This is a genomic window from Bacillus sp. (in: firmicutes) (genome assembly GCF_031983925.1).
GTDB classification, from domain to species: domain Bacteria; phylum Bacillota; class Bacilli; order Bacillales; family Bacillaceae_G; genus Bacillus_A; species Bacillus_A pacificus.
Map to the genome: position 1 here is coordinate 474,076 of NZ_DALYZR010000002.1, position 24,205 is coordinate 498,280.

The window sequence follows — 24,205 nt, forward strand, 5'->3', positions numbered from 1 at the left end:
AGCCTCACTATTAGCAGCAAGGCTCTTTTTTATCTTCAATATGCTAGCCTTTTGAATAAAAACTAGTAATAAACTTCATATTACTACTTATTATCCATTAGCAAGTAAGTAATCCATTTATTTTCAAAACGAATTTTTTTCTTATTCTACAGAGAAGATGAAAGAATACACCGGTTGGTTTCCAGCATGTACTTCTACTTCTGCATCTTCAAAATTCTCTTCTACAAACTCAACTAATTCAGCTACTTCTTCATCAGTTGCATCTTCACCTTGTAGAATCGTTACGATTTCAGAATCTTCATCAATTAGTGCTTCTAGTAATTGCTTCGCAGCTCCTACTTTTTCAGCATTTGTTGATACGATTTTTCCATCTGCGATACACATGAAATCATCTTTTTGAATTGCCACACCATCAATTTCCGTATCACGTACAGCATACGTAATTTGACCTGTTTTCACATGAGATAAAGCTTCTTTCATGTTTTCTTCATTTTCCTCTAGCGTTCCAACTGGATTAAATGCTAACATTGCAGCCATACCTTGAGGAACTGTTTTTGAACGAACTACAATCACTTCTTGATCCACAACTGACGCTGCTTGTTCTGCTGCCATTACGATATTCCCGTTGTTCGGTAAAATAATGATTTTTTCAGCGTTTGCTTCTTCAATCGCCTTCACGATATCCTCAGTACTTGGATTCATCGTTTGGCCACCTTCGATAACTTTCGTCGCGCCAATGCTTTCAAATAAAGTTTTAATACCAGATCCCATAGCTACAGTTACGATACCATATGGTTGTTTCTCTTTAGGCTGGCTAGTTGGCTCAGGCATCATAGCAGGCTCATCTAATAAAGCAGTATGCTGTTCACGCATATTCTCTACTTTAATCTTGATTAAACTACCGTAACGTTGTCCGTAGTTCATAGCGTCTCCAGGATGCTCTGCATGAATATGAACTTTTACAATTTCATCATCAGATACAACTAGTAGTGAATCACCATACACACTAATATCTTCACGGAATTTTTGTTCAGAGAAATTATGTTCTTTCACTTTATCAGCTTCTAATTTCACCATGAACTCCGTACAATATCCATACTTAATATCTTCTGTACTCAATTGGCTTTGTACACTACGGTGATGTTCTGCGCGTACCATTTCATTCATAGATGGTTGGGCAGGTGCATCAGAAGAAATCGTTTCTCCTTTTAAGTCAGCTAAAAATCCTTCGTAAACTACTACAAGACCTTTACCACCGCTATCTACAACGCCAACTTGTTTTAATACAGGTAATAAATCTGGCGTACGATTTAACGATGCATTTGCTTCTTTCACAACGTCTTCCATAAACAAAACAAAGTCGCGCTGTTTTTTCGCAACTGTTACTGCATATTTACCCGTTTCTCTTGCAACCGTTAAAATCGTTCCTTCAATCGGTTTCATAACCGCTTTGTAAGCCGCCTCTACTCCAGCTTCTAAAGCTGCAGCAAAATCAACTGTTGTTAATTCTTCTTTTTGTTCAATGGATTTCGAGAAACCACGGAACAACTGAGATAAAATAACTCCAGAGTTACCACGAGCTCCCATTAATAATCCTTTGGCTAAACTTACGCCGACTTTACCAGCATGTTGTGAAGGATTTGCTTTCACTTCACGTGCGCCTGAAGTCATAGATAAGTTCATGTTTGTACCGGTATCGCCATCTGGAACTGGAAATACGTTTAATGCATCAACAAGCTGAACATTATTTGTTAAATTATTCGCTCCTTGAATGATCATTTGTGATAAACGTTTTCCATCAATTTTTTGAATTGACACAGATTTTCCTCCTTAATGCACATTACAAGTTTATTACTTTAACTCCTTGTACGTAGATGTTTACAGAATCTACTGCTAGTCCTACAGTTTGATCTAATGTATATTTCACTTTCGTCTGCACGTTATGTGCTACTTCTGAAATTTTCGTACCATAGCTCACAATAATATACATATCAATATGTACTTCATCTTCATCTTTACGAACAATAACACCTCTAGTGAAATTTTCTTTTCGTAAAATGTCTGTTAATCCATCTTTTAACTGATTTTTTGATGCCATACCTACGATACCGTAGCAATCTACCGCGGCACCTCCAGCAATTGTTGCAATTACATCTGTACTAATATCAATTTGACCGTACTTCGTTTTAATTTCAATTGACATCTCGTTTTCCCCCTTCATAAATGGTGAAAGTGAGTTAGACTACTTTAGTTACTATCATATAATCTTTTTAAAGAAAATTCCATCGTTCTTTCTTTTTCACTCTCATATTTTATGTTGAAAACTACACTTTTTTATGATGAGCAAAATAGTCCATTGTTATTATACAACATGTATCACTATAATATGTCAAGCAATTTTTCTTGATTTCAACTTTTCTTCATTGACATATAGTGTCAAGTAATTTTTCTTGATTTCTTTTTTCTACAGTGTTGCATTCTCTTTTTAGTTGTGTTAAATTATAGTAGTGTTTTTAGCATCGCATAAAAGACTAACATTGAAAAATTACGTATGGTAAGGTATCAAGGGAGGGAAATATAAATGGCTCGTGTTTGTGCTATTACTGGAAGAAAAGCTCGTTCTGGTAACTCTCGTTCTCACGCAATGAACGCTACAAAACGTAAGTGGGGCGCTAACCTTCAAAAAGTTCGCGTACGCATCGACGGAAAAGTTCAACGTGTTTACGTTTCTGCTAGAGCATTAAAATCTGGCAAAATCGAACGTGTTTAATAATAAAAAAAAGAGCCGCTAGGCTCTTTTTTTACTATACCAATGGAAAAAGCACCGGTAATAGGTGCTTTTTTTAATCTTTTTTGAAGGTATTTAACATGGCACGAACAATTCCACCAAGAAATTTAGGTAACTTAATTGTATAAAATCTCATGGTTTCCCTCCTAATCCCCATTACTCCACTTGGTCACTATATGATGTAAGGAGCAAAATTGTTTCTTTAATCAGTGCTTCTTATCACCATTAATATGCCAGAAGTAAATGAAAAAGTACCTTTTTCCTCAACGAGTTCATTACTAATACAAAGTGTTGATCCCCACTCTATTTTTTTATTCGTTAGAGGATATTTAAAACCAAGTAATGTAATCCCTTCCACTATTTCAGTAACAGGCACAAAAGATACATAAGGGAAATTTTTATTTTCTTCAATTATATGTGTACCCACTCTTTTTACACTTATTTCATTTTGATTGTCTACAATACACATCTCTATTCCTACTTCTAATCCTTTTAAAAGCATTTGTATATTCGCTAAACCGTGATCAAGTCTTCCGCCAGTAGCACCAAAAATACGAATGAGTGCCGGCTTTTGTTCTAACGCCCAGTTAATCGCAATTTCTAAATCCGTTTGATCTTTTTCACGAGGAACAATATGTAAATCATTTGTTTGTTGCCCCATCCATGCTAATTCTTCTTCAGTAACCGAGTCATAATCTCCAAACGCAACAGCAGGAATAATACCTCTTTTTAATAAACGATATACTCCTCTATCAACTGCCGCCCACACTACTTTCTCATTTTCATATGGAGAAAAATCTGCACAATATTCCGCAGGTCCTCCCGCTAAAATATGAATAATCATGTTTCCTTCCCCTTCTATTGTAAAAAGGCAATCTGCCATTCGGTAGATTGCCTTTTTACATATTTTTTCTCTATCCTTTATAAATAGTGAAAACTTACTACACTAGAAGATTCACTGGGATAAAGACTCGTTCATTCATTATCCACGAATGACACGAATTGCTTCACCGCGGTCTTTTTGATTGTATACTGCTGACCCAGCTACAAGTACATTTGCTCCTGCTTCTACACAAAGTCTTGCTGTTTCAGCGTTTACACCACCATCAACTTCAATTTCTACTTCTAGATTGCGCTCTTTAACCATTTCTGCAACTTGTTTAATTTTCGGTAATACAGAATGGATAAATTTCTGCCCACCAAATCCAGGGTTTACTGTCATAAGTAATACCATATCAATATCTTCTAATACATGCTCAATCACTGAAACTGGCGTATGCGGATTTAATACAACTCCTGCTTTAATGCCATGAGATTTAATTAACTGAATTGTACGATGTAAATGAGGGCACGCCTCTACATGAACAGTAATAATATCCGCTCCCGCTTTTGCGAAAGTCGGGATATAGTTATCAGGATTTTCAATCATTAAATGTACATCTAACGGTAACGATGTGATCGGACGAATTGCTTCTACAATTAATGGTCCAATCGTAATATTTGGTACGAAATGTCCATCCATTACATCGACGTGAATGTAATCCGCTCCGCCTTTTTCTACATCTTTAATCTCTTCCCCTAATTTTGAAAAATCTGCTGATAAGATCGATGGTGCAATTTTAATCATAACTAATACCTCGGCTTTCTCTCTCTAATTTCTTCTACAAATTGTTTGTAATTCTTATAACGATATTCTGTAATCTTCCCCTCTTCAACCGCAGCCTTCACAGCGCATTTCGGTTCAGAAAGATGTGTACACCCTCTAAATTTACAGTATTGGCTCGCTTCTTTCAACTCTGGAAAACAATATGTAAGATCTTCTACCTCTATATCTATGAAATCGAGTGAACTAAAACCAGGTGTATCTGCAACTAGTCCGCTTCCAATCGCAATTAATTCTACGTGTCTTGTCGTATGTTTCCCGCGTCCTAAATGTGAGGAAATATCATTCGTTTTCAGTTCTAATTCTGGACGTAAGACGTTAAGCATAGAAGATTTTCCAACACCAGATTGTCCCGCAACAACGGAAACACAACCTTCTAAGAACGGTTTTAAAATATCAATACTTTCCGATGTATTTATAGAAGTAAATAATACATCATATCCCATCTCACGATAGTCATTTGCATAAGATTCAACAGTCTCTCTCATTTTTTCATCCACTAAATCCATCTTACTAATGCAAATAATCGGCTTAATGTTATGATATTCAATCAGCACTAAAAATCGATCTAACAGTCCCGGATTAAAATCTGGTTCTACTGCTGAAAAAACAAGAATTGCTTGATCAACATTAGCAATAGGAGGCCTGACAAGTTCATTTTTTCGATCAAATACTTCAAGCACGTATCCTTCACTTGGATTATCAGCCTGAAAAACAACTTGGTCTCCTACCAGTGGTGTAATTTTATTTTTTCTAAATACACCACGCCCGCGACATTGTGTAATCCCTTCTTCATGCTGCACATAATAAAATCCACTTAGAGCTTTTACAATTTTTCCTTCTGGCATATAATTCTCCTTTATTCTGTATAAAGTGAAGCTGTAATTCATATTGAATGGATTATCATTCTTTAAATAAAGATTTCAAAACCCGTCATATATACACATTAATATATTTAATCTACCATCAAATTTAAAATATTATTTATAACAGTATCACTTTTATATCTTTTTGAATCATATATTTTTGCCTGTTATACAGTCCACTATATGTAGACAGCATAACAGGCAGAAGTAATACATTCCATTCTCTCTAAAAAGAAAATGGAATTCATTATTATTGAGTTGGATATGGTACTTCTTTGTCGATAATCGTTACACCATCTCGTACAATTTTATAATGTCCTTTTGTACCTTCTTGAATTACAAATTCTAATGAAATAGTTGCCGACTCTGAAATTGTTCTAGTTTCAATTGGTCTATCCATTTTTTGTTGCATATCTTCTTTATAAATTTCTATCGTTTGCGGTTTTTTCTCACCTATTATAGAAGACTCATACGGAATAGAAATATTATCTACTTTCACTGTTTTCGTTACTTTCGGCTTAGGACCTTCTGAGATGACAATCGTCACTTTATCTCCTTCTTTTAACGGCGTTCCTGGTTTTGGAGATTGCGAAATTACAAGTCCTTTATCAACAGTATCAGAATACTCTCGTTTTATATCTGGAGTTAGTTTCCTCTCATTCAAATAACCATTGACACTATTTTCAGTCCATCCTGAAAAGTCACCTGGTCTAATTTGATATGGACCCTTACTTACCCAAATTTTCAAGTCTTGTTCCGCCTCTACTACCATTTGATCCGGCGTCGGAATTTGCTCAACGATTTCACCTTTTGGTCTATCATTTTCAATATAATTTATTGTAACTTGTTTATATTTTTCTTCTAATTCAGACCTTATGCTCTCAAAATCTTTTCCTGTGAGATCACTCATCTTATTTTTCTTTTTCCCACCCGATTGATAGATAGTAATTTTAGAGTTCTCTTTCACGACTCTTCCGGCCGCGGGGTCTGTTTTTAGAACACCACCGACCTCTACATCATCTGTATATACAATATTAGGTTCCGTAACCTCAAAACCCTTTTCAACTAATGTATTTACTGCAGTCGTATATTTCATACCAGACACATCAGGGACTTTTACATCTTTTGGAATAAAGAATCCTGGAATAACAGTAAGGGCTAACGTTATTCCGATCGCTAAAAGTAAAAATGTTGTAATTAAAATTTTGAGCCATTTATTACTTCGTTTTTTCTTCTTATTTAAATCCGTTTCTTCTTTTCTTGTCTGTTCATCCACTTTACTTCCTTTTAAAACAATTGTTTCATCAGTAACATTTTCGAATAATTGTTCTTGTTGAATAATCGGAATCGCTTTTGTCGCTTCCATATCTTCCGGTATGTAAAATGGCTGCTCATTTATCCTCTCTGGATATAGCGCAGTTTCAATATCTCGTTTCATCGCATTGGCAGATTGATATCGATGAAACGGATCTTTCGCAGTTGCCTTTAATATAATATTTTCGACACTTTGCGGAATATGTTCATTCCATCTTCTCGGAGACGGAATTTCACTTTGTAAATGTTTTAAAGCTATAGCAACAGCAGATTCACCAGAAAACGGTTGTCTTCCTGTTAACAACTCAAACATAACAATCCCTAGGGAATAAATATCTGATTGTTTATTTGCTATCCCGCCGCGCGCTTGTTCTGGTGATAAATAATGCACCGAACCGAGTACTGAATTTGTATGTGTAATTGTTGTTGCACTTGTAGCTGTCGCAATTCCAAAATCTGTTACTTTTATTACTCCATCAGCTCGAATTAAAATATTGTGCGGTTTAATATCGCGGTGCACAATTTCAAAATGATGGGCGTGTGCCATGGCGGATGTTAACTGCTCCATAATATCAAGAGCTTCTCCTATCGGTAACATCCCTCGCTCAATTATGTATTGCTTCAATGTTTGTCCTGGTACATACTCCATTACAAGATAATATATACCATCTTCTTCTCCGACATCATACATATTCACAATATTTGGATGCGACAACGTTGTAACAGACTGCGCTTCTCGATGGAAACGTTTAATAAACTCTTCGTTATTTGAATAGTCGAGTCTTAATATTTTCACCGCTACATCTCGGCCTAGTATATCATCATGAGCTAAATACACATTGGCCATTCCACCGCCACCAATCATTTTCAGTAGCTTATAACGGTCATTTAAGCGTTTTCCAATCAGCACGTTGCACTTCACCTACTTTCGTTTGTCGAACCCGCATAATCAATGAGAACAAGGGTGATATTATCTTCCCCGCCACGATCATTCGCCAATTGAATGAGACGTTGTCCCTTAGTTTCTAGCTGTTCATTTAACTGTAAAACTTGTTGCATATCAGCAATAGAAACTTTGTTAGATAGTCCATCAGAGCAAAGAAGTAACTGATCATCTTCCTCTAGCACTAATGTTTTCACATCTAATCCGACTTTCTCTTCTGTTCCTAATGCCCTTAACAAAACATTCTTTTTCGGGTGATATTCTGCGTCTTCTTTTGAAATTTCACCATGTCTCACAAGTTCATTGACAAGTGAGTGATCTTCCGTTACAAGCGAGATTTCCCCCTCTGATACCATATAACAACGACTATCTCCTATATGACCTATCGTCACAAAATTTGGTGTACAAATCGCTATTATAAGTGTTGTTCCCATCCCGTTACATTCTACATGTTGCTTAGAGTATTCATATATACGCTCATTAATAATCCCAACGCTAGTATGTAACCACTCTTCTACTTTTTTTGGCTCGTTCATATTATGCGTTTGCTTCCAATAATCATGGAATAATTGAATGGTCATCGAGCTAGCTACATCACCAGCTCGATGACCTCCCATTCCATCTGCTACTACCGCTAAAATATTTCCATCTAAATTGTGAAAAACTCCTGCACTATCTTCATTATGTTGACGAACTTTTCCTTTATCTGATAGAAACACGGCTTTCATCTCGTCACCTCGTCTCTTCTTTGCGCTCCTTCGCACGCAACTGACCGCAGGCTGCATCAATATCATGACCTTGTTCACGGCGAATCGTTACATTTACTCCACGATCTTTTAACGTTTTTTCAAATAAGAAAATTTGTTCACGTGGCGTACGTACATAATCACGTTCAGGTACGTAGTTTACCGGAATTAAGTTCACATGACATTTTACACCTTTCAAGAGCGCAGCAAGCTCTTCAGCGTGCTCAACTTGGTCATTTTCGCCTCCAAATAGTCCATATTCAAAAGTAATACGACGCCCTGTTCTATTTACATAGTATTTAATAGCTTCCATCAAATCTGGTAGCTTATAAGCACGGTTAATCGGCATTAATTTTGAACGTAATTCTGAGTTTGGAGCATGCAGTGAAATCGCAAAATTAATTTGTAAATCTTCTTCAGCGAACTTATAAATTTTCGGGATGATTCCACTTGTCGAAACTGTCATATGTCTCGCACCAATATGAAGTCCTTTTTCATGGTTAATGATGCGTAAGAATCCCATTAAATTATCGTAGTTATCAAATGGTTCTCCAATTCCCATAACGACAAGAGAACTTACACGTTCTTCTGATTCATCAAGTGCACGTTGCACTTCTACTACTTGTGCTACAATTTCTCCAGCTTCTAAGTTTCGCTTTAAACCGCCAAGCGTTGAAGCACAGAACGTACACCCAATACGACAACCTACTTGTGTTGTTACACAAATGGAATTTCCATATTCATGTCGCATTAATACCGTTTCAATAGAATATCCATCATATAATTGGAATAAGAATTTAATTGTTCCATCCGAAGACGTTTGTTTTACTAACGTATTTAAAGTAGTAATATCAAAGGAATTCGACAATTTTTCACGCAATCCTTTAGAAAGGTTTGACATATCCTCATAATTTTTTACACGTTTTTTATATAACCAATCAAAAATTTGTCCAGCACGGAACTTTGGTTCTCCTTGCTCCTTTAACCAATCTTGCATTTCATGAAGTTGTAAAGAGTAAATTGATGGTTTTTTCGTTTCTAAATTTTTCTTTTGTTTTCTCACAGTCGTTTCCACGATGCTACACCCTCTTCCTTAAACAAGCAATATAAAAGCCATCTGTTGCAAAATAATGCGGTAAAATTTGTACTTGACCTTCATCAATATACGGACTTAGCTTTTCTGGCATACGCTCTTTTATCGTAGTATCCCACTCGAACTCAGGATGCTCTTGTAAAAATCGTTCTATTACTTGTTCATTTTCTATTTTCTCAATTGTACACGTACTATAAACAAGGCGACCACCTTGTTTTAATAACGGTGCGATTTTTTCTAGTATTGCAAGTTGAATCGTCGATAATCTTTCACTATCGCCTTTATCTTTACCTAACTTAATATCAGGCTTACGTCTAATTACACCAAATCCAGAACATGGGGCATCTACTAATATTTTATCAAACGTTTCATTTGCAAAGTGTTCTTGTACTTTTCTAGCATCTAATGCCTTTGTTTCGACATTTCCTAGACCAAGTCGCTCTGCTTGTTGTTTAATTAAACGTACTTTGTGCGCATGTAAATCAAGGGACATGACTTGACCAGTTCCTTTTAATCGCTCTGCAATATGCGTTGTTTTTCCACCTGGAGCAGCACAACTATCAAGAACTACATCTCCCTCATCTGGTTCTAAGGCACGTGCTACCAGCATAGAACTTTCATCTTGAATAGAAAGAAAACCTTTTTTAAACGCATCTGTGTGCGCTACATTTCCTTTTTCAATTTGAATTGCATCATCTGATAAATCGCCACGCTTCGCTTCTATACCTTCACTAGCTAATAATGTAATTGCTTCTTCTACTGTTATTTTATCAACATTTACACGCGCTGTTGGTACAGGCGGTAACATGTTCACTTCACACATTTTCTCAGCAGTTTCTAAACCATATTCTGAAGCCCATTCTTGGACAAGCCAAACTGGATGACTTGTTGCAATTGCCAAGCGTTCTACTGGATCTTTGATTTCATCTACAGAAGGTACACCTTCTCTTTGAATCGAACGTAATACACCGTTCACCATACCAGCAATTCCTTTATGCCCGCGACGCTTTGCAATCTCAACTGCTTCATGAATAGCCGCTCTTTCGGGCACTCGGTCTAAATAAATCATTTGATATAAAGATAAGCGAAGCAATACTCTTACCCACGCTTCAACCTTCTTTTTTAAAAAAGGCTGTAAATAATAATCTAATGTGTCACGACGTTGAATTGTTCCATATACAATTTCAGTTAATAAACCAATATCTTTTCTATCAATTGTACTTTTTTCAATTAGATTATTTAAAAGTAAGTTACTGTATGCACCACTTTTTTCTACTTGAATTAAACCATCAAGAGCTAATTCACGAACATTTTGTCTCATGCATTTTCTCCTAACTTCGTTCCAATTTCAGGTTTTGTGCCACGTAAAAATTGCGAACAACTCATACGCTTTTTACCAGAAGGTTGCAATTCTGTAACTTTAACACCCGTTTCATTACCAGTTGCTACAACGAAACCATCTTCTTCAATTGCAACAATCGTACCTGCTTCAGCTGATTTCGTTACAGGTACTTTTTCTCCCCACCATACTTTAACAACTTGTCCTGCTAAAGTTGTATAAGCAACTGGCCATGGATTCAATCCGCGAATGTGATTGTATACTTCTTCACCTGTTTTTGTCCAATCAATTTTCTCTTGCTCACGTTTTATATTATATGCAAACGTTACTTCTTCCTCGCTTTGTTTAATTGGTTCTAACTTACCTTGAATTAGTAAAGGTACTGTTTTAGATAAAAGATGTGCCCCTGCTTCACTTAACTTATCAAATAACGAGCCTGTCGTTTCACGCTCTTCAATTTCCACTTCTACTTGCGTTAAAATATCACCAGCATCCAATTTTTCTACCATATACATAATTGTAATACCTGTTTTTTCTTTCCCTTCCATAATTGCATAATGGATTGGTGCACCACCACGAAGTTCAGGAAGTAAAGAAGCGTGGACGTTAATACATCCATACTTCGGTGCTTCTAAAATTTCATTTGGTACAATTTGACCGAACGCAGCTGTTACAATTAAATCCGGCTCTAATGCCAATACTTTTTCATATTCGTCTTTTTCACGAATTCTTAACGGTTGTAACACTGGAATACCATGTTTTTCTGCTTCCACTTTAACAGGTGTAGGTGTTAATACTTTCTTTCTGCCTACCGGACGATCTGGTTGCGTCACAACACCTATTACATCATAGCCATCTTCAATAAGACGACGAAGCACCGGCACTGAAAAGTCCGGTGTCCCCATAAATACTACTTTTATCATTTAAAAACCGCTCCTTTTAATACCTATTCTAATTCGTTTTCCTCATAATATCTTGTCACTTTCGATGTAAATAACACACCGTGTAAATGATCGATTTCATGTTGAATTGCACGCGCTAAAAACCCTTCTGCTTCTAATAAAAATACTTTACCTCTGCGATTTTGCGCACGCACTTTAATATAATCCGCACGTTCCACTTCACCATAAAGTCCCGGGAAGCTTAAACAGCCTTCGGGACCTACTTGTTCACCACGTTTTTCTAATATCGATGGATTGATTAACTCAATTTTCCCAGTATCATCACCGATATCAACTACCGCCACTTGCAAGCTTACCCCTACTTGAGGCGCAGCTAAACCGACTCCGTCCGCAATTAACATTGTTTCATGCATATCTTTCAACAATTTCACTAACTTTTTATCAAAGTTAATTACTCTTTCACACGGTGTTTCTAACACTTCATTTGGATGCTTTACTATTTCTAAAACTGCCATATTTCCCTCCGCTACATTAACATTGTTGGATTAAAATCAATTGAGATTTGTAGCTCTTTTTGCATTTCTGCTTGATAATGTTCATTTACCATTTTGAGCACGTTCTTTAAGTTTGGTTCCCGTTTGTATTTTATCATGCATTGATAACGATATCTATCTTTTATCCTTGGAATTGCTGAAGCAACCGGTCCTAACACCATCGTTTGCTGCGAACAGTGCGTCCGTAAATGACCGACAATTTTTTCCGTCACTTGTACTGCCTTTAATAATTCCGGATGAGATACCGTCACAAGTACAACATAGTAATAAGGTGGGTATTGTCTCGTTCGCCTCATTTGCATTTCTTGATCAAAAAACACATCATATTGTTGGTTCTTTGCTAACTCTATACTATAATGTTCTGGCGTATACGTTTGAATGATAACTTCCCCTGGCAATTCATGTCGGCCTGCTCGTCCACTTACTTGCGTCAATAACTGATAAGTCTTTTCACTCGCCCGGAAATCAGGTAAATGAAGCATCGTATCAGCAGTTAAAACACCAACAAGCGTTACTTTCGGAAAATCTAATCCTTTTGCAATCATTTGTGTTCCAAGTAATATATCTGCTTTTTCTTCCCCGAACGCCTTTAATAATTTCTCATGCATCCCTTTACGACTCGTCGTATCTACATCCATTCGAATGACTCGTGCCTCTGGAAATAGTTTTGTAATTTCTTCTTCTACCTTTTGCGTACCTGTACCAAAGAAACGAATGTATGTACTTTGACAAGCAGGACACGCAGTCGGCATATTTTCTTCGTAACTGCAATAATGGCATTTTAAACGATGGTTCATTTTATGATATGTCAGCGAGATATCACAATGCGGACATTGTACAACATACCCGCAATCACGGCACATAACAAATGTAGAATGACCTCTTCTATTTAAAAAGAGCACCATTTGTTCTTTCTTTTCTAACCGATCTGCTATTTTTTCATGCAGTGCCTTTGAAAACATGGAGCGATTCCCGTCACGAAGTTCTTCACGCATATCAACAATCTCTACTGTCGGTAAAGCTTGTTCGTTCATACGTTTTTCCATCGTCAGTAATTCATACACACCTTTTTTCGCTCTTGCAAACGATTCAAGCGTCGGTGTTGCACTACCAAGAACGATAGGGCATTTATGATATTGTCCTCTCCACACAGCTACATCCCTTGCATGATACCTCGGATTATCTTCTTGCTTGTAGCTCGATTCATGTTCCTCATCAATAATAATAATCCCTAAATTTTCAAAAGGAGCAAATACAGCTGAACGTGCACCAACTACGACTTTCACTTCTTTTCTTAAAATCTTACGCCATTCATCATATTTTTCTCCAACAGACAGCGCACTATGAAGAACTGCAACTTGTGAGCCAAATCTACCTTTAAAACGATCTACCATCTGAGGCGTTAGTGCAATTTCAGGAACAAGTACAATAGCTTCTTTTCCTTTCTCGAGCACCGCTGCTATAGATTGTAAATATACTTCTGTTTTTCCGCTTCCTGTAACACCATATAGTAAAAATGGATTGTAAGTTTCATTTGTAATTGATGATAAAATCGGTGTAATAACTTGCTTTTGTTCCTCAGTAAGTGGGAATGGTTTCGTTTGTTCAAAATCGTCATCGTCATACGGATTTCGGTACACTTCCACATACTTTTCTGAGAGTAGTCCCTTTTTAACAAGTGCTTTAATTGGAGCATCTGTTATTTGTAACTCTTCTGTTATTACTTTCAACGGTACACTTTTATAATTTTCCACAAAATAATAGAGGACATCTTGTTGTTTTTTACTTTTCAGTTCAAATGCTGCTAATTCTAATTTATCTTCTGACAACTCCGGTTGAACGACTCTTTGTTTCTTCTTTTGTACTTTATCTTTTACTTGATAAACAACTTCAATCGTGCCATGTTTAATTTCTTGTTGAATCGTGCGGTATAGATGTGGCTGCGTCTCAATCGCTTCCCAATCTATCGCTTCTCTGTCCTGGAATAAAAACAGTAGTTCCGGTGCTACTTCTTCTTGTTTGCGAAGCTGTAGACGTTTTTTATATGTTGCTTTTATCGCCGTTGGAAGCATAACTTGAAAAGCTGAAATCATATAACATAACGTTTCACTTGTAAGCCAATACCCTAGCTTTAACAACTCTTCATTTAAAACGGGTGTTACATCTAAAATTTCATGGATTGTCTTTAACTTCTTACTTTCTACTTCAACAGAATCTTTAATCCCAATAATAAAACCTTGCAATTTCCTTGGGCCAAACGGAACTACTACACGCATGCCTGTCTGGACAATATCTTCCCATTTTTTAGGGATAATATAATCAAATGGTCGATCTGTCTGACGTGCAGGTACATCAACAATTACACTTGCAAATTTCATAGACGATCATCTTCTAACATCATTTCAATTTGCTTTAATATTTCACGAGCAACCTCTTTCTTCGTTAAAAGTGGCAACTCTATAACTTCTCCATCTTTTCTATACATTGTTACAATGTTCGTATCTGTACCAAATCCAGCTCCTTGCGCCTTTACGTCGTTTGCAACAATCATATTCGCATTTTTCTCACGTAATTTTTTCGTTGCATATTCCTCTACGTTTGTCGTTTCAGCCGCAAAACCGATAAGTAACTGTTTGTCCTTCATCTCACCTAACGTTTTTAAAATATCTACTGTTCTCTCAAGTTCAATTACAGCATCGCCATTTTTCTTTTTCATTTTATTATCATGAACGTATTTCGGGCGATAATCTGCAACTGCTGCTGTTTTAATAACAACATCTACGTCTTCATAATGTTGAATAACCGCCTCTAACATATCTTGCGCAGATTCCACTTGCACCGTAGTTACATGTAATGGTGGATGTAATGCTGTCGGTCCCGAAACGAGTATGACGTCAGCACCTAAGTTCGCTGCCACTTCCGCAATCGCATATCCCATTTTTCCAGAAGAAAAATTGGTCATAAAACGAACTGGATCAATCTTTTCACGCGTTGGACCAGCAGTTATTAATATTCTTTTTCCATGTAATGGTTTTTGTTCTGAAAAAGCCTCTTCTAACCGTGCGATAATCGCTTCAGGTTCTTCTAATCTTCCTTTCGCTACATAACCACACGCTAAAAAACCTTCTCCGGGCTCAATAAATGTATACCCTAACGTTTTTAACGTCATCATATTTTTTTGAACAATTTTATTTTCATACATATGCACATTCATAGCAGGTGCAATCCACACTGGGGCTGTAGTAGCTAACAAAGTAGTTGTAATCATATCATCTGCAATACCGTTAGCTAACTTTCCAATACAATTGGCTGTAGCAGGTGCAACAAGTACAACATCTGCCCAATCTGCTAAATCGATATGAGCAATAACAGCTGAGTCTTTCTCATCGAATGTATCCGTATATACATCATGGCGAGAAAGCGCTTGGAATGTAAGAGGTGTAACAAATTTCATTGCCGACTCACTCATCATTACTTTTACAATAGCACCAGATTGTGTCAATTTACTCGTTAACGCAGCCGCTTTAAAGACCGCAATGCCTCCTGTTACACATAAAAGTATCTTTTTCCCTTTTAGCATATGGCTCGTCCTCTTTCTTTTTCAAACTTATCATACTGAAACAAGATTATCAGCTCATCAGTATCAATATTTCTTCCCTACCGTAAAAAAATAACAACCTACTTGTAAATAGGTTGTTACCGTTACATAGAAAATTATAAAGTCTATGTTTTAAATTGTCGAAGACAAAGTCTTATTCAGTTACTTTATCTTCACTTGGTACGTAGCTTAACGCTTCAATATCGATTTCTTCTAATGCTTTACCTACACATTTATGAGAAACTGGTTTTTCTACAACACAGTTATTAGCAAGTTGCATTTCGCGCGCACGTTTTGCAGCCACTGTTACAAGTGTATATTTAGAATCGATTTTTGTTAATAATGAATCAATTGATGGATTTAACATAATTATAGACCCTCCGTCATTTCTTTATAATATTTTGCTACTCTTTCGCGGCGGCAATGTTCGCCAACCACAATTGCTTTAATTCTTTCACAAGCTAGTTCAACTTGGTCGTTTTCTACAACGTAGTCGTAAGCGTCCATCATATCAATTTCTTCTTTCGCTACCGTTAAACGATTTTCAATAACATCTTCAGTTTCTGTACCACGACCGACAATTCGGTTCTTTAGTTCAGATAAACTTGGAGGTGCTAAGAAAATAAATACACCTTCTGGGAAAGCTTTCTTAACTTGAATTGCTCCTTGCACTTCAATTTCTAAGAATACATCTTTTCCTTCTTGTAATGTTTTTTCAACATAGTCAATTGGTGTTCCGTAATAATTACCTACGAACTCAGCCCACTCAAGTAATTTTTCATTACGAATCATTTCCTCAAATTCTTCTCTCTCTTTAAAGAAATAATCCACACCATCCACTTCACCTTCACGCGGCTTACGTGTCGTTACTGAAATGGAATACTGAAAACGTGTATCCTCATGACTAAACAGCTCTTTTCGAACCGTTCCTTTACCAACCCCAGAAGGTCCTGAAAGAACGATGAGCAATCCTCTTCTACTTCTCATAAATATGTAAAACCTACCCTTCCTCACTTAAATCTTCTTTATTATTCAAACGATGTGCAATCGTCTCTGGCTGAATTGGACTTAATACAACATGCCCATCATCCATAACAATAACCGCCCTTGTTTTTCTCCCATACGTAGCATCAAGCAAAGCATTATGTTCGCGTGCTTCCTGTACTGTTCGTTTAATAGGAGCTGACTCCGGACTTACAATAGCAATAATTCGATGAGCAGATACAATATTTCCGTATCCAATATTTAAAAACCGCATGGCCATAGTTTGCGCCTCCTAGTAAGTCTATCCGATTTCTCCACCACGTATAACTTTATATATTTTTTGAAAGCTACTCAATATTTTGTACTTGTTCACGAATTTTTTCAAGGTTATTTTTCATTTCTACAACATATTTTGAAATTGTTAAGTCATTTGCCTTAGAACCAATCGTATTAATTTCTCTATGCATCTCTTGCACGATGAAATCCATTTTCCTTCCAACAGGCTCTTCAATCTGCAGTGTTTCACGGAATTGTTCTAAATGACTTTGCAAACGAACTAACTCTTCGTGAATATCACAACGCTCAGCAAAGATTGCAACTTCTGTTAGCAATCTTTGTTCATCTAGATCTTGATTATGTAATTCTTTTAAGCGATTTTCTAATCGTTCACGATATTTTTGTGTAACAATTGGTGCATGCGGAATAATAGCATTTACACAATTGTGAATCTCTTGTAAGCGATACGCTATATCTTTATGTAATCGTTCTCCTTCGCCATCTCTCATCGTTTTTAAAATATGAGCAGCTTGGCGAACAGCCTCATATAAACTGTTCTCAAATTGTTCATTTACGTTTTCTACCTCTTCAATCGCTGTTACTTCTGGCATTGCCATTAATTGCTCGAGTGTAATAGAATCTTGTAATTGAAATTTCCCTTTTATATCTTCCATAATTGATTGGTACTGCTCAAGAAGCGACCAATTCACACTTAATTTTCTTTCAACAAGCCCTTCACCCGCTATACTAATAGACACTTCAATACGTCCACGGCGAACTTGCTGTGCAATTATTTTACGAATTTTGTCTTCAAATACCATCATTTGCTTCGGTAGTCGAATACTCATCTCTAGAAAACGATGGTTCACCGATTTCATTTCTACTGTAATTTGAAAAGTATCACTCTCTACTTTCGACCTTCCAAATCCTGTCATACTACAAATCATTTTTTATCACATCCAAGCCATGAAATAACTCAATGAAAAAGGTAATAGAGACAAGGCTCTACTACCTTCTGTAAATTATATCACATTTTCATATCATTGACTATTTCAAGTTTAATCCCTTCTTATATAATATTGGCTTTTCCTTCTTCCCTTTTTTCCCTGTTAATAAAGAGCCTACTAATAAGAAGGTCGGAATTGACGATAAACCTCCAATTAACAACCAATCTCTCGCTTGTATTGGCATCGTGCTAAAAATCGGTTGTAACGGTGGATAATATATAACGACTAGCATGAGTAGTAATGAAATGATAACCGCTCCTACTAAATACACATTTCCAAACGGATTGCGGTGGAAAACAGAATGCTCACTTCGGCAATCAAATACATGAATCAGCTGAGCAAGTACCAATGTTGCAAACGCTACAGTTTGTGCATATTTCAGTTCATTTGGATGTTGATTATACGCAATAATAAATGCTACTAGCGTCACTGCCCCAATTAGAAAGCCACGACTTATAATTTTCCAGGCAAGCCCTCTAGCAAATACCCCTTCTTTCGGATGACGCGGCGTTCTCTTCATCACGTCTCCCTCGGCCTTATCCAAACCTAACGCCATCGCCGGTAAACCGTCAGTAACTAAATTCACCCATAAAATTTGAATTGGAACCATCGGCAGCGGTAGTGCAAGTAACATTGCAAATAACATGACCAAAATTTCTCCAACGTTCGATGCTAATAAATAACGAATAAACTTACGTATGTTCTCGTATATATTTCTACCTTCTTTAATTGCTGATTTTATCGTAGCGAAATTATCGTCCAGCAATACGAGAGAAGAAGCTTCTTTTGCAACATCTGTCCCTGTAATTCCCATCGCTATCCCAATATCCGCAGTTTTTATAGCCGGAGCATCGTTTACTCCATCACCTGTCATCGCCACTATATGTCCTTTATTTTGCAACGCCTTAACAATTTTTAATTTATGTTCTGGTGATACACGAGCAAATACATACGTATCTTCTACAACATTTTCTAATTCTTCTACATCCATAGTTGCGAGTTCTACCCCTTCAACAACGCGTCCACCTGGTGGTAAAATGCTTAATTGTTCTGCAATCGCCATTGCAGTCACTTTATGATCACCTGTAATCATCACCGTTCGAATACCAGCTTCTCTGCACTCTTTTACTGCCTGCTCTACTTCTGGTCTTGGCGGATCAATCATTCCTTGTATTCCAACTAACATAAAATCTTTTTCAACGTCTCTTTCATGTTCAATTGAGTCTGTTACTTTTAAAGGCTTAAAAGCAACTGCAATTGTTCGAAGTGCTTGACTACCTAAGCTATGAATAGCCGCCTGTACTTCTTTTCTATACAACTCACTTAATGGTTGCTGCTTATCCCCCCATAAAATCGTTTGACTCATTTGCAGAAGGACATCTGGTGCTCCCTTCGTAACGACAAACTTTTTACCCTCTCGATCTCGTACAATAACACTCATCATTTTTCGAGTTGAATCAAACGGAAATTCACGGATAATTTCAAATTTCCCTTTCAGCGCCTCACGCGTTATCCCCGCTTTCATTGCTACAGCTACAAGCGCTCCCTCAGTTGGATCTCCATCTAATACATACGCCTTTTTCTTTTGAATAATATTTGCGTTATTGCATAACGAACCAAATGTAAGTAGTTGATAAAGTGATTTCGTCTTAGCTGGATTAATTTCTTTTTCACCTTTCATAAACGAGCCATTAGGTTCATATCCTTGGCCTGTCACTTTCCACAACTCTCCACCTGACCACATATGTGTTACCATCATTTTGTTTTGCGTCATCGTTCCTGTTTTATCAGAGCATATAACAGAAGCGCAACCTAACGTTTCTACTGCTGGTAACTTTCTTACAATTGCTCTCTTTTTTATCATACGCTGTACACCAAGTGATAAGGCTACTGTAACAATTGCTGGCAATCCTTCTGGAATAGCAGCAACAGCTAGCGACACACCCGCTAAAAACATATGATACACTTCATTCCCTTGATACACACCAGCTAACACGACAAGCGCTGTCAAAACAAGAGCCACAATAATTAATATTTTTCCGAGTTGCTCTAATCTTCTTTGCAGTGGTGTTTCCATCTGCTCTGCATTTTGTAACATATTTGCAATTTGTCCCATCGCTGTATTCATACCCGTTGCTACAACGACTCCTGTTCCAGACCCTCGTGTAATCATCGTACCCATAAAAGCCATATTTTTTTGATCACCAATTGAAACATCTTGCCCTTGCAATGCTTCTACTTTCTTCTGCACGGGTACTGACTCTCCTGTCAAAGCCGATTCTTCAATATATAAACTCGACGCCTCAACAAGACGTACATCAGCTCCAACACGATCGCCACTAGAAAATTTAATAATATCACCTAAAACGAGTGCTTTAGACGGTGCCTTTACCCACTTTCCATTTCGCAGTACAGTTACTTGCGGGGCGGCTAGCTCTTTTAAAGCTTCCAATGACTTTTCAGCCTTTCTTTCTTGAAAAAATCCGAGAATACCATTGATAATAACAATTGCCACAATCGCAATAGAATCAATGTATTCCCCTAAAAAAGCCGAAACGATTGTTGCACCAAACAAAACAAGCACCATAAAATCTTTAAATTGCGCCAAAAATACCATTAGTGCAGAAGGCCTTTTCGCTTCATCTAGTTCATTTGTACCAAATTTTTTTATTCGCCCTTCTGCTTCTTTCTCTGTAAGTCCAACCTTCACATTTGTATTCGTTCTTTCTTCCACTTCATGTGCACGCATTCCATACCAGTTCATCCTGCTATCGACCTCCTGATTCCAGACATACTCTATTGAAAGCTTATTCAGCCTCGTCCAAAAAAATGCTATAATTAACTTTTAGTTAGAAAGGAGCTAAATACAGTTATATAAAATATAGACCAAAAGAATTTACTGAAATAATCAATATGCCTATAAGAACTTTGCAGAGATGGGATAACAAGAGTGTATTGCCTACTTACCGAAACCCTAAAGGAAGAAGATATTATACAGATAAACATTATAAAGACTATATGGGGATTCAAGAAGAAAATACCGGAGGATGAAGATTTATGAAAAGAGCATATCTAATAGAAATCCATCCGACAAAAGAACAAATAATCCAAATAAACCAGACGATTGGTGTGTGTAGATATGTTTACAACCTGTATATCTCTAAAAACAATGAGCTGTATGAAGCCGAAGGAAAGTTTCTAAGTGGGTATGACTTTTCTAAATGGTTGAATAATGTCTATACAAAAGAATGTGACCAGTGGATAAAAGGAGTATCAAGTAAAGCTGTAAAACAAGCGATTATGAATGGAGATAAAGCTTTCAAACGATTTTTTAAGGGTTTATCTAAATTCCCACGATATAAGAAAAAGAAGAAGCAAGATTTGAAGTGCTATTTTCCTAAAAACAACAAAACAGATTGGACAGTAGAAAGGCATAGAATAAAAATCCCCACAATTGGTTGGGTAAGGTTAAAAGAATATGGATATATCCCTAAAAATGCAACTGTAAAAAGTGGCACAGTGTATCAAAGAGCAGGAAGATATTTTGTATCTGTACTTTGTGAAAGAGAAGAAGTAAGGGTAAAACCAATACTTAATAACATAGGTCTAGGGATTGATTTAGGGGTGAAGGATTTCGCTACACGTAGCGATGGTATCGTTCACGAAAACATCAACAAAACAATAAAAGTAAAAAAGATGGAAAAACGGTTAAAACGTGAACAACGCTCTTTAGCGCAAAAATATGAAAATCTAAAAAAGAGAGGTGAAAAATCTGTTACTAATAAAAGAGCGAATATAAACAAAAATATTCTTAGAGTGCAAAAACTACACGCTCGATTAGCGAATATTCGACTAGAGTATGTAAAGTCTATTGTAACGAATGTGGTGAAAACCAAGCCAACGTTTATTACAGTGGAAGATTTGAATGTGAAAGATATGCTGAAGAATAAACATCTATCTAAAACAATTGCCAAGCAGTCCTTTTATGCTTTTAAAATGTGGCTTTTGATGAAATGTGAGGAATATGGAATTGAATTACGTCAAGTAGACCGGTTTTATCCATCGTCAAAGTTGTGCTCATGTTGCGGTCAAAAGAAAGAGGATTTAAAGCTATCTGACCGGTTATATACATGTGAATGTGGCAATGTAATGGATAGAGATTTGAACGCAGCTTTCAATCTTTTACAAACAAAAGAATATACAATACTAACGTAAATAGATTGTATATATGTACGGTGGGCTACATCGGAATTTACGCCTGTGGAGTGTTACAGCAAACTGTAGTAGCGAGTAATTGGCGAGACAGGACACGTAGAAGCAGGAATACTCTAAGAATATACATTTGTCTATATTTTTAGTAGCAGTGTTCATTTATGGCATTCGATGGATTATTTACAAGAGCGATTACACATGAAATTGCAAATTCTCTTTACACGGGAAGAATTTCAAAAATATATCAACCTTCAAAATACGAGATTTTATTACATATTCGAGCAAACGGAAAAAATCAAAAACTGATTCTTTCCGCTCATCCGACATATGCACGTTTACACTTAACAAATCAAAATTATGATTCACCTGCACTTCCACCAATGTTCTGTATGCTTCTTCGTAAGCATTTAGAAGGTGGATTTATTGAAAAAATTGAACAAATTGATTTAGAGCGTATTATTCAAATTACCGTTCGTAGCAGAAATGAAATTGGTGATGAATCGCTAAAAACATTAGTAATTGAAATTATGGGACGACATAGTAACATCATTTTAGTAGATACAAAAACAAACAATATTTTAGATAGCTTAAAACACGTTTCCTTAGCAGTAAACCGACATCGAACTGTATATGCTGGAGCTGAATATATTGCACCACCAGCACAACATAAAATTAACCCACTTCAGATCGAAACAAAGGATGAATTTATTAGACCGCTAGACTTTCTATCTGGAAACATGGATAAACAGCTAGTCGGAACCTTTACCGGAATATCACCATTATTCGCAAAAGAAGTAGTGAAAAAAGCAGGTATGGTAAATGAAAAAGCATTAGCTGACGCATTTTTCTCCATACAAAAACCATTATTAACTCATACATATTCACCAACAATGACTACTTCAAATGGGAAAGAATTCTTTTATCTTTTCCCTCTTGCGCACTTAGCTGGAGAAGACAAGACATTCTCATCTGTTAGTGAATTGCTAGACCGTTTCTTTTTTGGAAAAGCAGAGCGTGACCGTGTAAAACAACAAGCTCATGATTTAGAGCGCTTTATGCAAAACGAAAAAAATAAAAATGAGAAAAAACTCATTAAACTAGAAAAAACATTACAAGATGCTGGAAAAGCAGATAAATATCAACTATTTGGCGAACTACTTACAGCCAATATGTACGCTTTGAAAAAAGGCGATAAAGATATTGAAGTCGTTAACTATTATGATGAAAATGGCGGAACTGTAAAGATCGCATTAGATCCTTTAAAAACGCCATCTGAAAATGCACAACGCTATTTCCAAAAGTACCAAAAAGCGAAAAATTCAGTTGTTGTTGTAGAAGAACAAATCGAAAAAACAAAGGAAGAAATTCTTTATTTTGATAGCTTACTTCAACAAATGGAAGCTGCTTCTTCAAAAGATATTGAAGAAATTCGTGAGGAATTAGCTGAAGAAGGTTATATGCGCAATCGTAAAACGAAAAACGGAAAGAAAAAGCCCACTAAACCAGTATTAGATAAATATGTAGCAAGTGATGGCACAGAGATTTTCGTCGGTAAAAACAATAAGCAAAATGATTATTTAACAACGAAATTTGCCCGTCGTGATGAAATTTGGTTACATACGAAAGACATACCTGGTTCTCACGTTGTCATTCGTTCTTTAGAACCTGCTGAAGAAACTTTACTAGAAGCTGCCAAAATTGCTGCTTATTACAGTAAAGCAAAAGAGTCTAGTTCTGTACCTGTTGATTTCACCAAAATACGCCATGTGAAAAAACCGAGTGGTGCAAAACTTGGTTTTGTTACGTACGACAATCAGCAAACCGTATATGTTACACCGGATGCTGATACTGTAATGAAATTAAAAGCTTAAATATAAAAATGCGTTGCTCATAAGCAACGCATTTTTATATTCGTTCCAA

23 protein-coding genes are annotated in these 24,205 nt (G+C 36.6%); 4 read left to right on the forward strand and 19 right to left on the reverse strand.

Annotated elements, in window-relative coordinates; genetic code table 11:
- Nucleotides 1-141: 141 nt before the first annotated feature.
- Together RTP99_RS08375 and RTP99_RS08380 are read right to left on the reverse strand one after the other, a co-directional pair.
- Nucleotides 142-1,818, reverse strand: coding sequence for a DAK2 domain-containing protein (locus RTP99_RS08375; protein ID WP_000027110.1), 1,677 nt, complete (start codon nucleotides 1,816-1,818; stop codon nucleotides 142-144).
- A 22-nt stretch (nucleotides 1,819-1,840) separates the two neighbouring features.
- Nucleotides 1,841-2,203 (reverse strand): Asp23/Gls24 family envelope stress response protein, encoded by a 363-nt coding sequence (locus RTP99_RS08380; protein WP_000021109.1) that lies wholly within the window; start codon nucleotides 2,201-2,203, stop codon nucleotides 1,841-1,843.
- A 378-nt stretch (nucleotides 2,204-2,581) separates the two neighbouring features.
- Here RTP99_RS08380 and rpmB point away from each other — a divergent pair, with 378 nt between their 5' ends.
- The gene (gene rpmB / locus RTP99_RS08385) at nucleotides 2,582-2,770 is read left to right on the forward strand and encodes a 50S ribosomal protein L28 (RefSeq protein ID WP_000124776.1); all 189 of its coding nucleotides are present in this window, start codon (nucleotides 2,582-2,584) and stop codon (nucleotides 2,768-2,770) included.
- A gap of 73 nt (nucleotides 2,771-2,843) precedes the next feature.
- On the opposite strand, the gene spoVM is transcribed toward rpmB, so the two are convergent.
- From spoVM to RTP99_RS08470, 17 genes are all read right to left on the reverse strand, one after another.
- Nucleotides 2,844-2,924 (reverse strand): stage V sporulation protein SpoVM, encoded by an 81-nt coding sequence (gene spoVM, locus RTP99_RS08390; protein ID WP_001213599.1) that lies wholly within the window; start codon nucleotides 2,922-2,924, stop codon nucleotides 2,844-2,846.
- A 66-nt stretch (nucleotides 2,925-2,990) separates the two neighbouring features.
- Nucleotides 2,991-3,671, reverse strand: a complete 681-nt coding sequence (locus RTP99_RS08395; protein ID WP_029141182.1) for a thiamine diphosphokinase — start codon at nucleotides 3,669-3,671, stop codon at nucleotides 2,991-2,993.
- A gap of 99 nt (nucleotides 3,672-3,770) precedes the next feature.
- Nucleotides 3,771-4,415 carry a ribulose-phosphate 3-epimerase gene (rpe, locus tag RTP99_RS08400; RefSeq protein WP_000589966.1) on the reverse strand — a complete coding sequence of 215 codons (645 nt, stop codon included), beginning with the start codon at nucleotides 4,413-4,415 and terminating at the stop codon, nucleotides 3,771-3,773.
- Nucleotides 4,416-4,417: 2 nt separating this feature from the next.
- On the reverse strand, nucleotides 4,418-5,299 hold the full coding sequence (gene rsgA, locus RTP99_RS08405; protein ID WP_001113936.1) for a ribosome small subunit-dependent GTPase A: 882 nt from the start codon (nucleotides 5,297-5,299) through the stop codon (nucleotides 4,418-4,420).
- A 268-nt stretch (nucleotides 5,300-5,567) separates the two neighbouring features.
- Nucleotides 5,568-7,541, reverse strand: coding sequence for a serine/threonine protein kinase PrkC (gene prkC, locus RTP99_RS08410; protein WP_000904767.1), 1,974 nt, complete (start codon nucleotides 7,539-7,541; stop codon nucleotides 5,568-5,570).
- An 8-nt stretch (nucleotides 7,542-7,549) separates the two neighbouring features.
- Complete coding sequence (locus tag RTP99_RS08415) at nucleotides 7,550-8,302, reverse strand: Stp1/IreP family PP2C-type Ser/Thr phosphatase (protein WP_000648696.1); 753 nt, start codon at nucleotides 8,300-8,302, stop codon at nucleotides 7,550-7,552.
- Nucleotides 8,303-8,306: 4 nt separating this feature from the next.
- Nucleotides 8,307-9,395: a dual-specificity RNA methyltransferase RlmN gene (gene rlmN / locus RTP99_RS08420; protein WP_000450543.1), complete on the reverse strand. Its 1,089-nt coding sequence runs from the start codon at nucleotides 9,393-9,395 to the stop codon at nucleotides 8,307-8,309.
- 4 nt (nucleotides 9,396-9,399) lie between these two features.
- A complete protein-coding gene (rsmB, locus tag RTP99_RS08425; protein ID WP_001249676.1) occupies nucleotides 9,400-10,734 on the reverse strand; it encodes a 16S rRNA (cytosine(967)-C(5))-methyltransferase RsmB in 1,335 nt (444 codons plus the stop codon).
- Nucleotides 10,731-11,675 (reverse strand): methionyl-tRNA formyltransferase, encoded by a 945-nt coding sequence (gene fmt, locus RTP99_RS08430; RefSeq protein WP_016718311.1) that lies wholly within the window; start codon nucleotides 11,673-11,675, stop codon nucleotides 10,731-10,733. The genes rsmB and fmt overlap by 4 nt, the downstream gene beginning before the upstream one ends.
- Nucleotides 11,676-11,698: 23 nt before the next feature.
- Nucleotides 11,699-12,169, reverse strand: coding sequence for a peptide deformylase (gene def, locus RTP99_RS08435; protein ID WP_000279468.1), 471 nt, complete (start codon nucleotides 12,167-12,169; stop codon nucleotides 11,699-11,701).
- Nucleotides 12,170-12,180: 11 nt separating this feature from the next.
- Entirely contained in the window at nucleotides 12,181-14,586 is a 2,406-nt protein-coding gene (priA, locus tag RTP99_RS08440; RefSeq protein ID WP_000666730.1) for a primosomal protein N', read from the reverse strand.
- A complete protein-coding gene (gene coaBC / locus RTP99_RS08445) occupies nucleotides 14,583-15,788 on the reverse strand; it encodes a bifunctional phosphopantothenoylcysteine decarboxylase/phosphopantothenate--cysteine ligase CoaBC (RefSeq protein WP_000911756.1) in 1,206 nt (401 codons plus the stop codon). The genes priA and coaBC overlap by 4 nt, the downstream gene beginning before the upstream one ends.
- Nucleotides 15,789-15,960: 172 nt before the next feature.
- Nucleotides 15,961-16,173, reverse strand: coding sequence for a DNA-directed RNA polymerase subunit omega (gene rpoZ, locus RTP99_RS08450; protein WP_000933969.1), 213 nt, complete (start codon nucleotides 16,171-16,173; stop codon nucleotides 15,961-15,963).
- Between the two features lie 2 nt (nucleotides 16,174-16,175).
- The gene (gmk, locus tag RTP99_RS08455) at nucleotides 16,176-16,793 is read right to left on the reverse strand and encodes a guanylate kinase (RefSeq protein WP_001257738.1); all 618 of its coding nucleotides are present in this window, start codon (nucleotides 16,791-16,793) and stop codon (nucleotides 16,176-16,178) included.
- A 13-nt stretch (nucleotides 16,794-16,806) separates the two neighbouring features.
- Nucleotides 16,807-17,070, reverse strand: a complete 264-nt coding sequence (gene remA, locus RTP99_RS08460; RefSeq protein ID WP_001251456.1) for an extracellular matrix/biofilm regulator RemA — start codon at nucleotides 17,068-17,070, stop codon at nucleotides 16,807-16,809.
- Between the two features lie 67 nt (nucleotides 17,071-17,137).
- The gene (locus RTP99_RS08465; RefSeq protein ID WP_312365238.1) at nucleotides 17,138-18,013 is read right to left on the reverse strand and encodes a YicC/YloC family endoribonuclease; all 876 of its coding nucleotides are present in this window, start codon (nucleotides 18,011-18,013) and stop codon (nucleotides 17,138-17,140) included.
- Nucleotides 18,014-18,113: 100 nt separating this feature from the next.
- Complete coding sequence (locus RTP99_RS08470) at nucleotides 18,114-20,837, reverse strand: calcium-translocating P-type ATPase, SERCA-type (protein ID WP_001104745.1); 2,724 nt, start codon at nucleotides 20,835-20,837, stop codon at nucleotides 18,114-18,116.
- A gap of 110 nt (nucleotides 20,838-20,947) precedes the next feature.
- On the opposite strand from RTP99_RS08470, the gene RTP99_RS08475 reads away from it, so the two are divergent.
- From RTP99_RS08475 to RTP99_RS08485, 3 genes are all read left to right on the forward strand, one after another.
- Complete coding sequence (locus RTP99_RS08475; protein ID WP_225990156.1) at nucleotides 20,948-21,124, forward strand: MerR family transcriptional regulator; 177 nt, start codon at nucleotides 20,948-20,950, stop codon at nucleotides 21,122-21,124.
- A 6-nt stretch (nucleotides 21,125-21,130) separates the two neighbouring features.
- Nucleotides 21,131-22,288: an RNA-guided endonuclease InsQ/TnpB family protein gene (locus tag RTP99_RS08480; RefSeq protein ID WP_000817273.1), complete on the forward strand. Its 1,158-nt coding sequence runs from the start codon at nucleotides 21,131-21,133 to the stop codon at nucleotides 22,286-22,288.
- Nucleotides 22,289-22,446: 158 nt separating this feature from the next.
- Complete coding sequence (locus RTP99_RS08485; RefSeq protein WP_000863251.1) at nucleotides 22,447-24,156, forward strand: Rqc2 family fibronectin-binding protein; 1,710 nt, start codon at nucleotides 22,447-22,449, stop codon at nucleotides 24,154-24,156.
- Nucleotides 24,157-24,205: the final 49 nt, after the last annotated feature.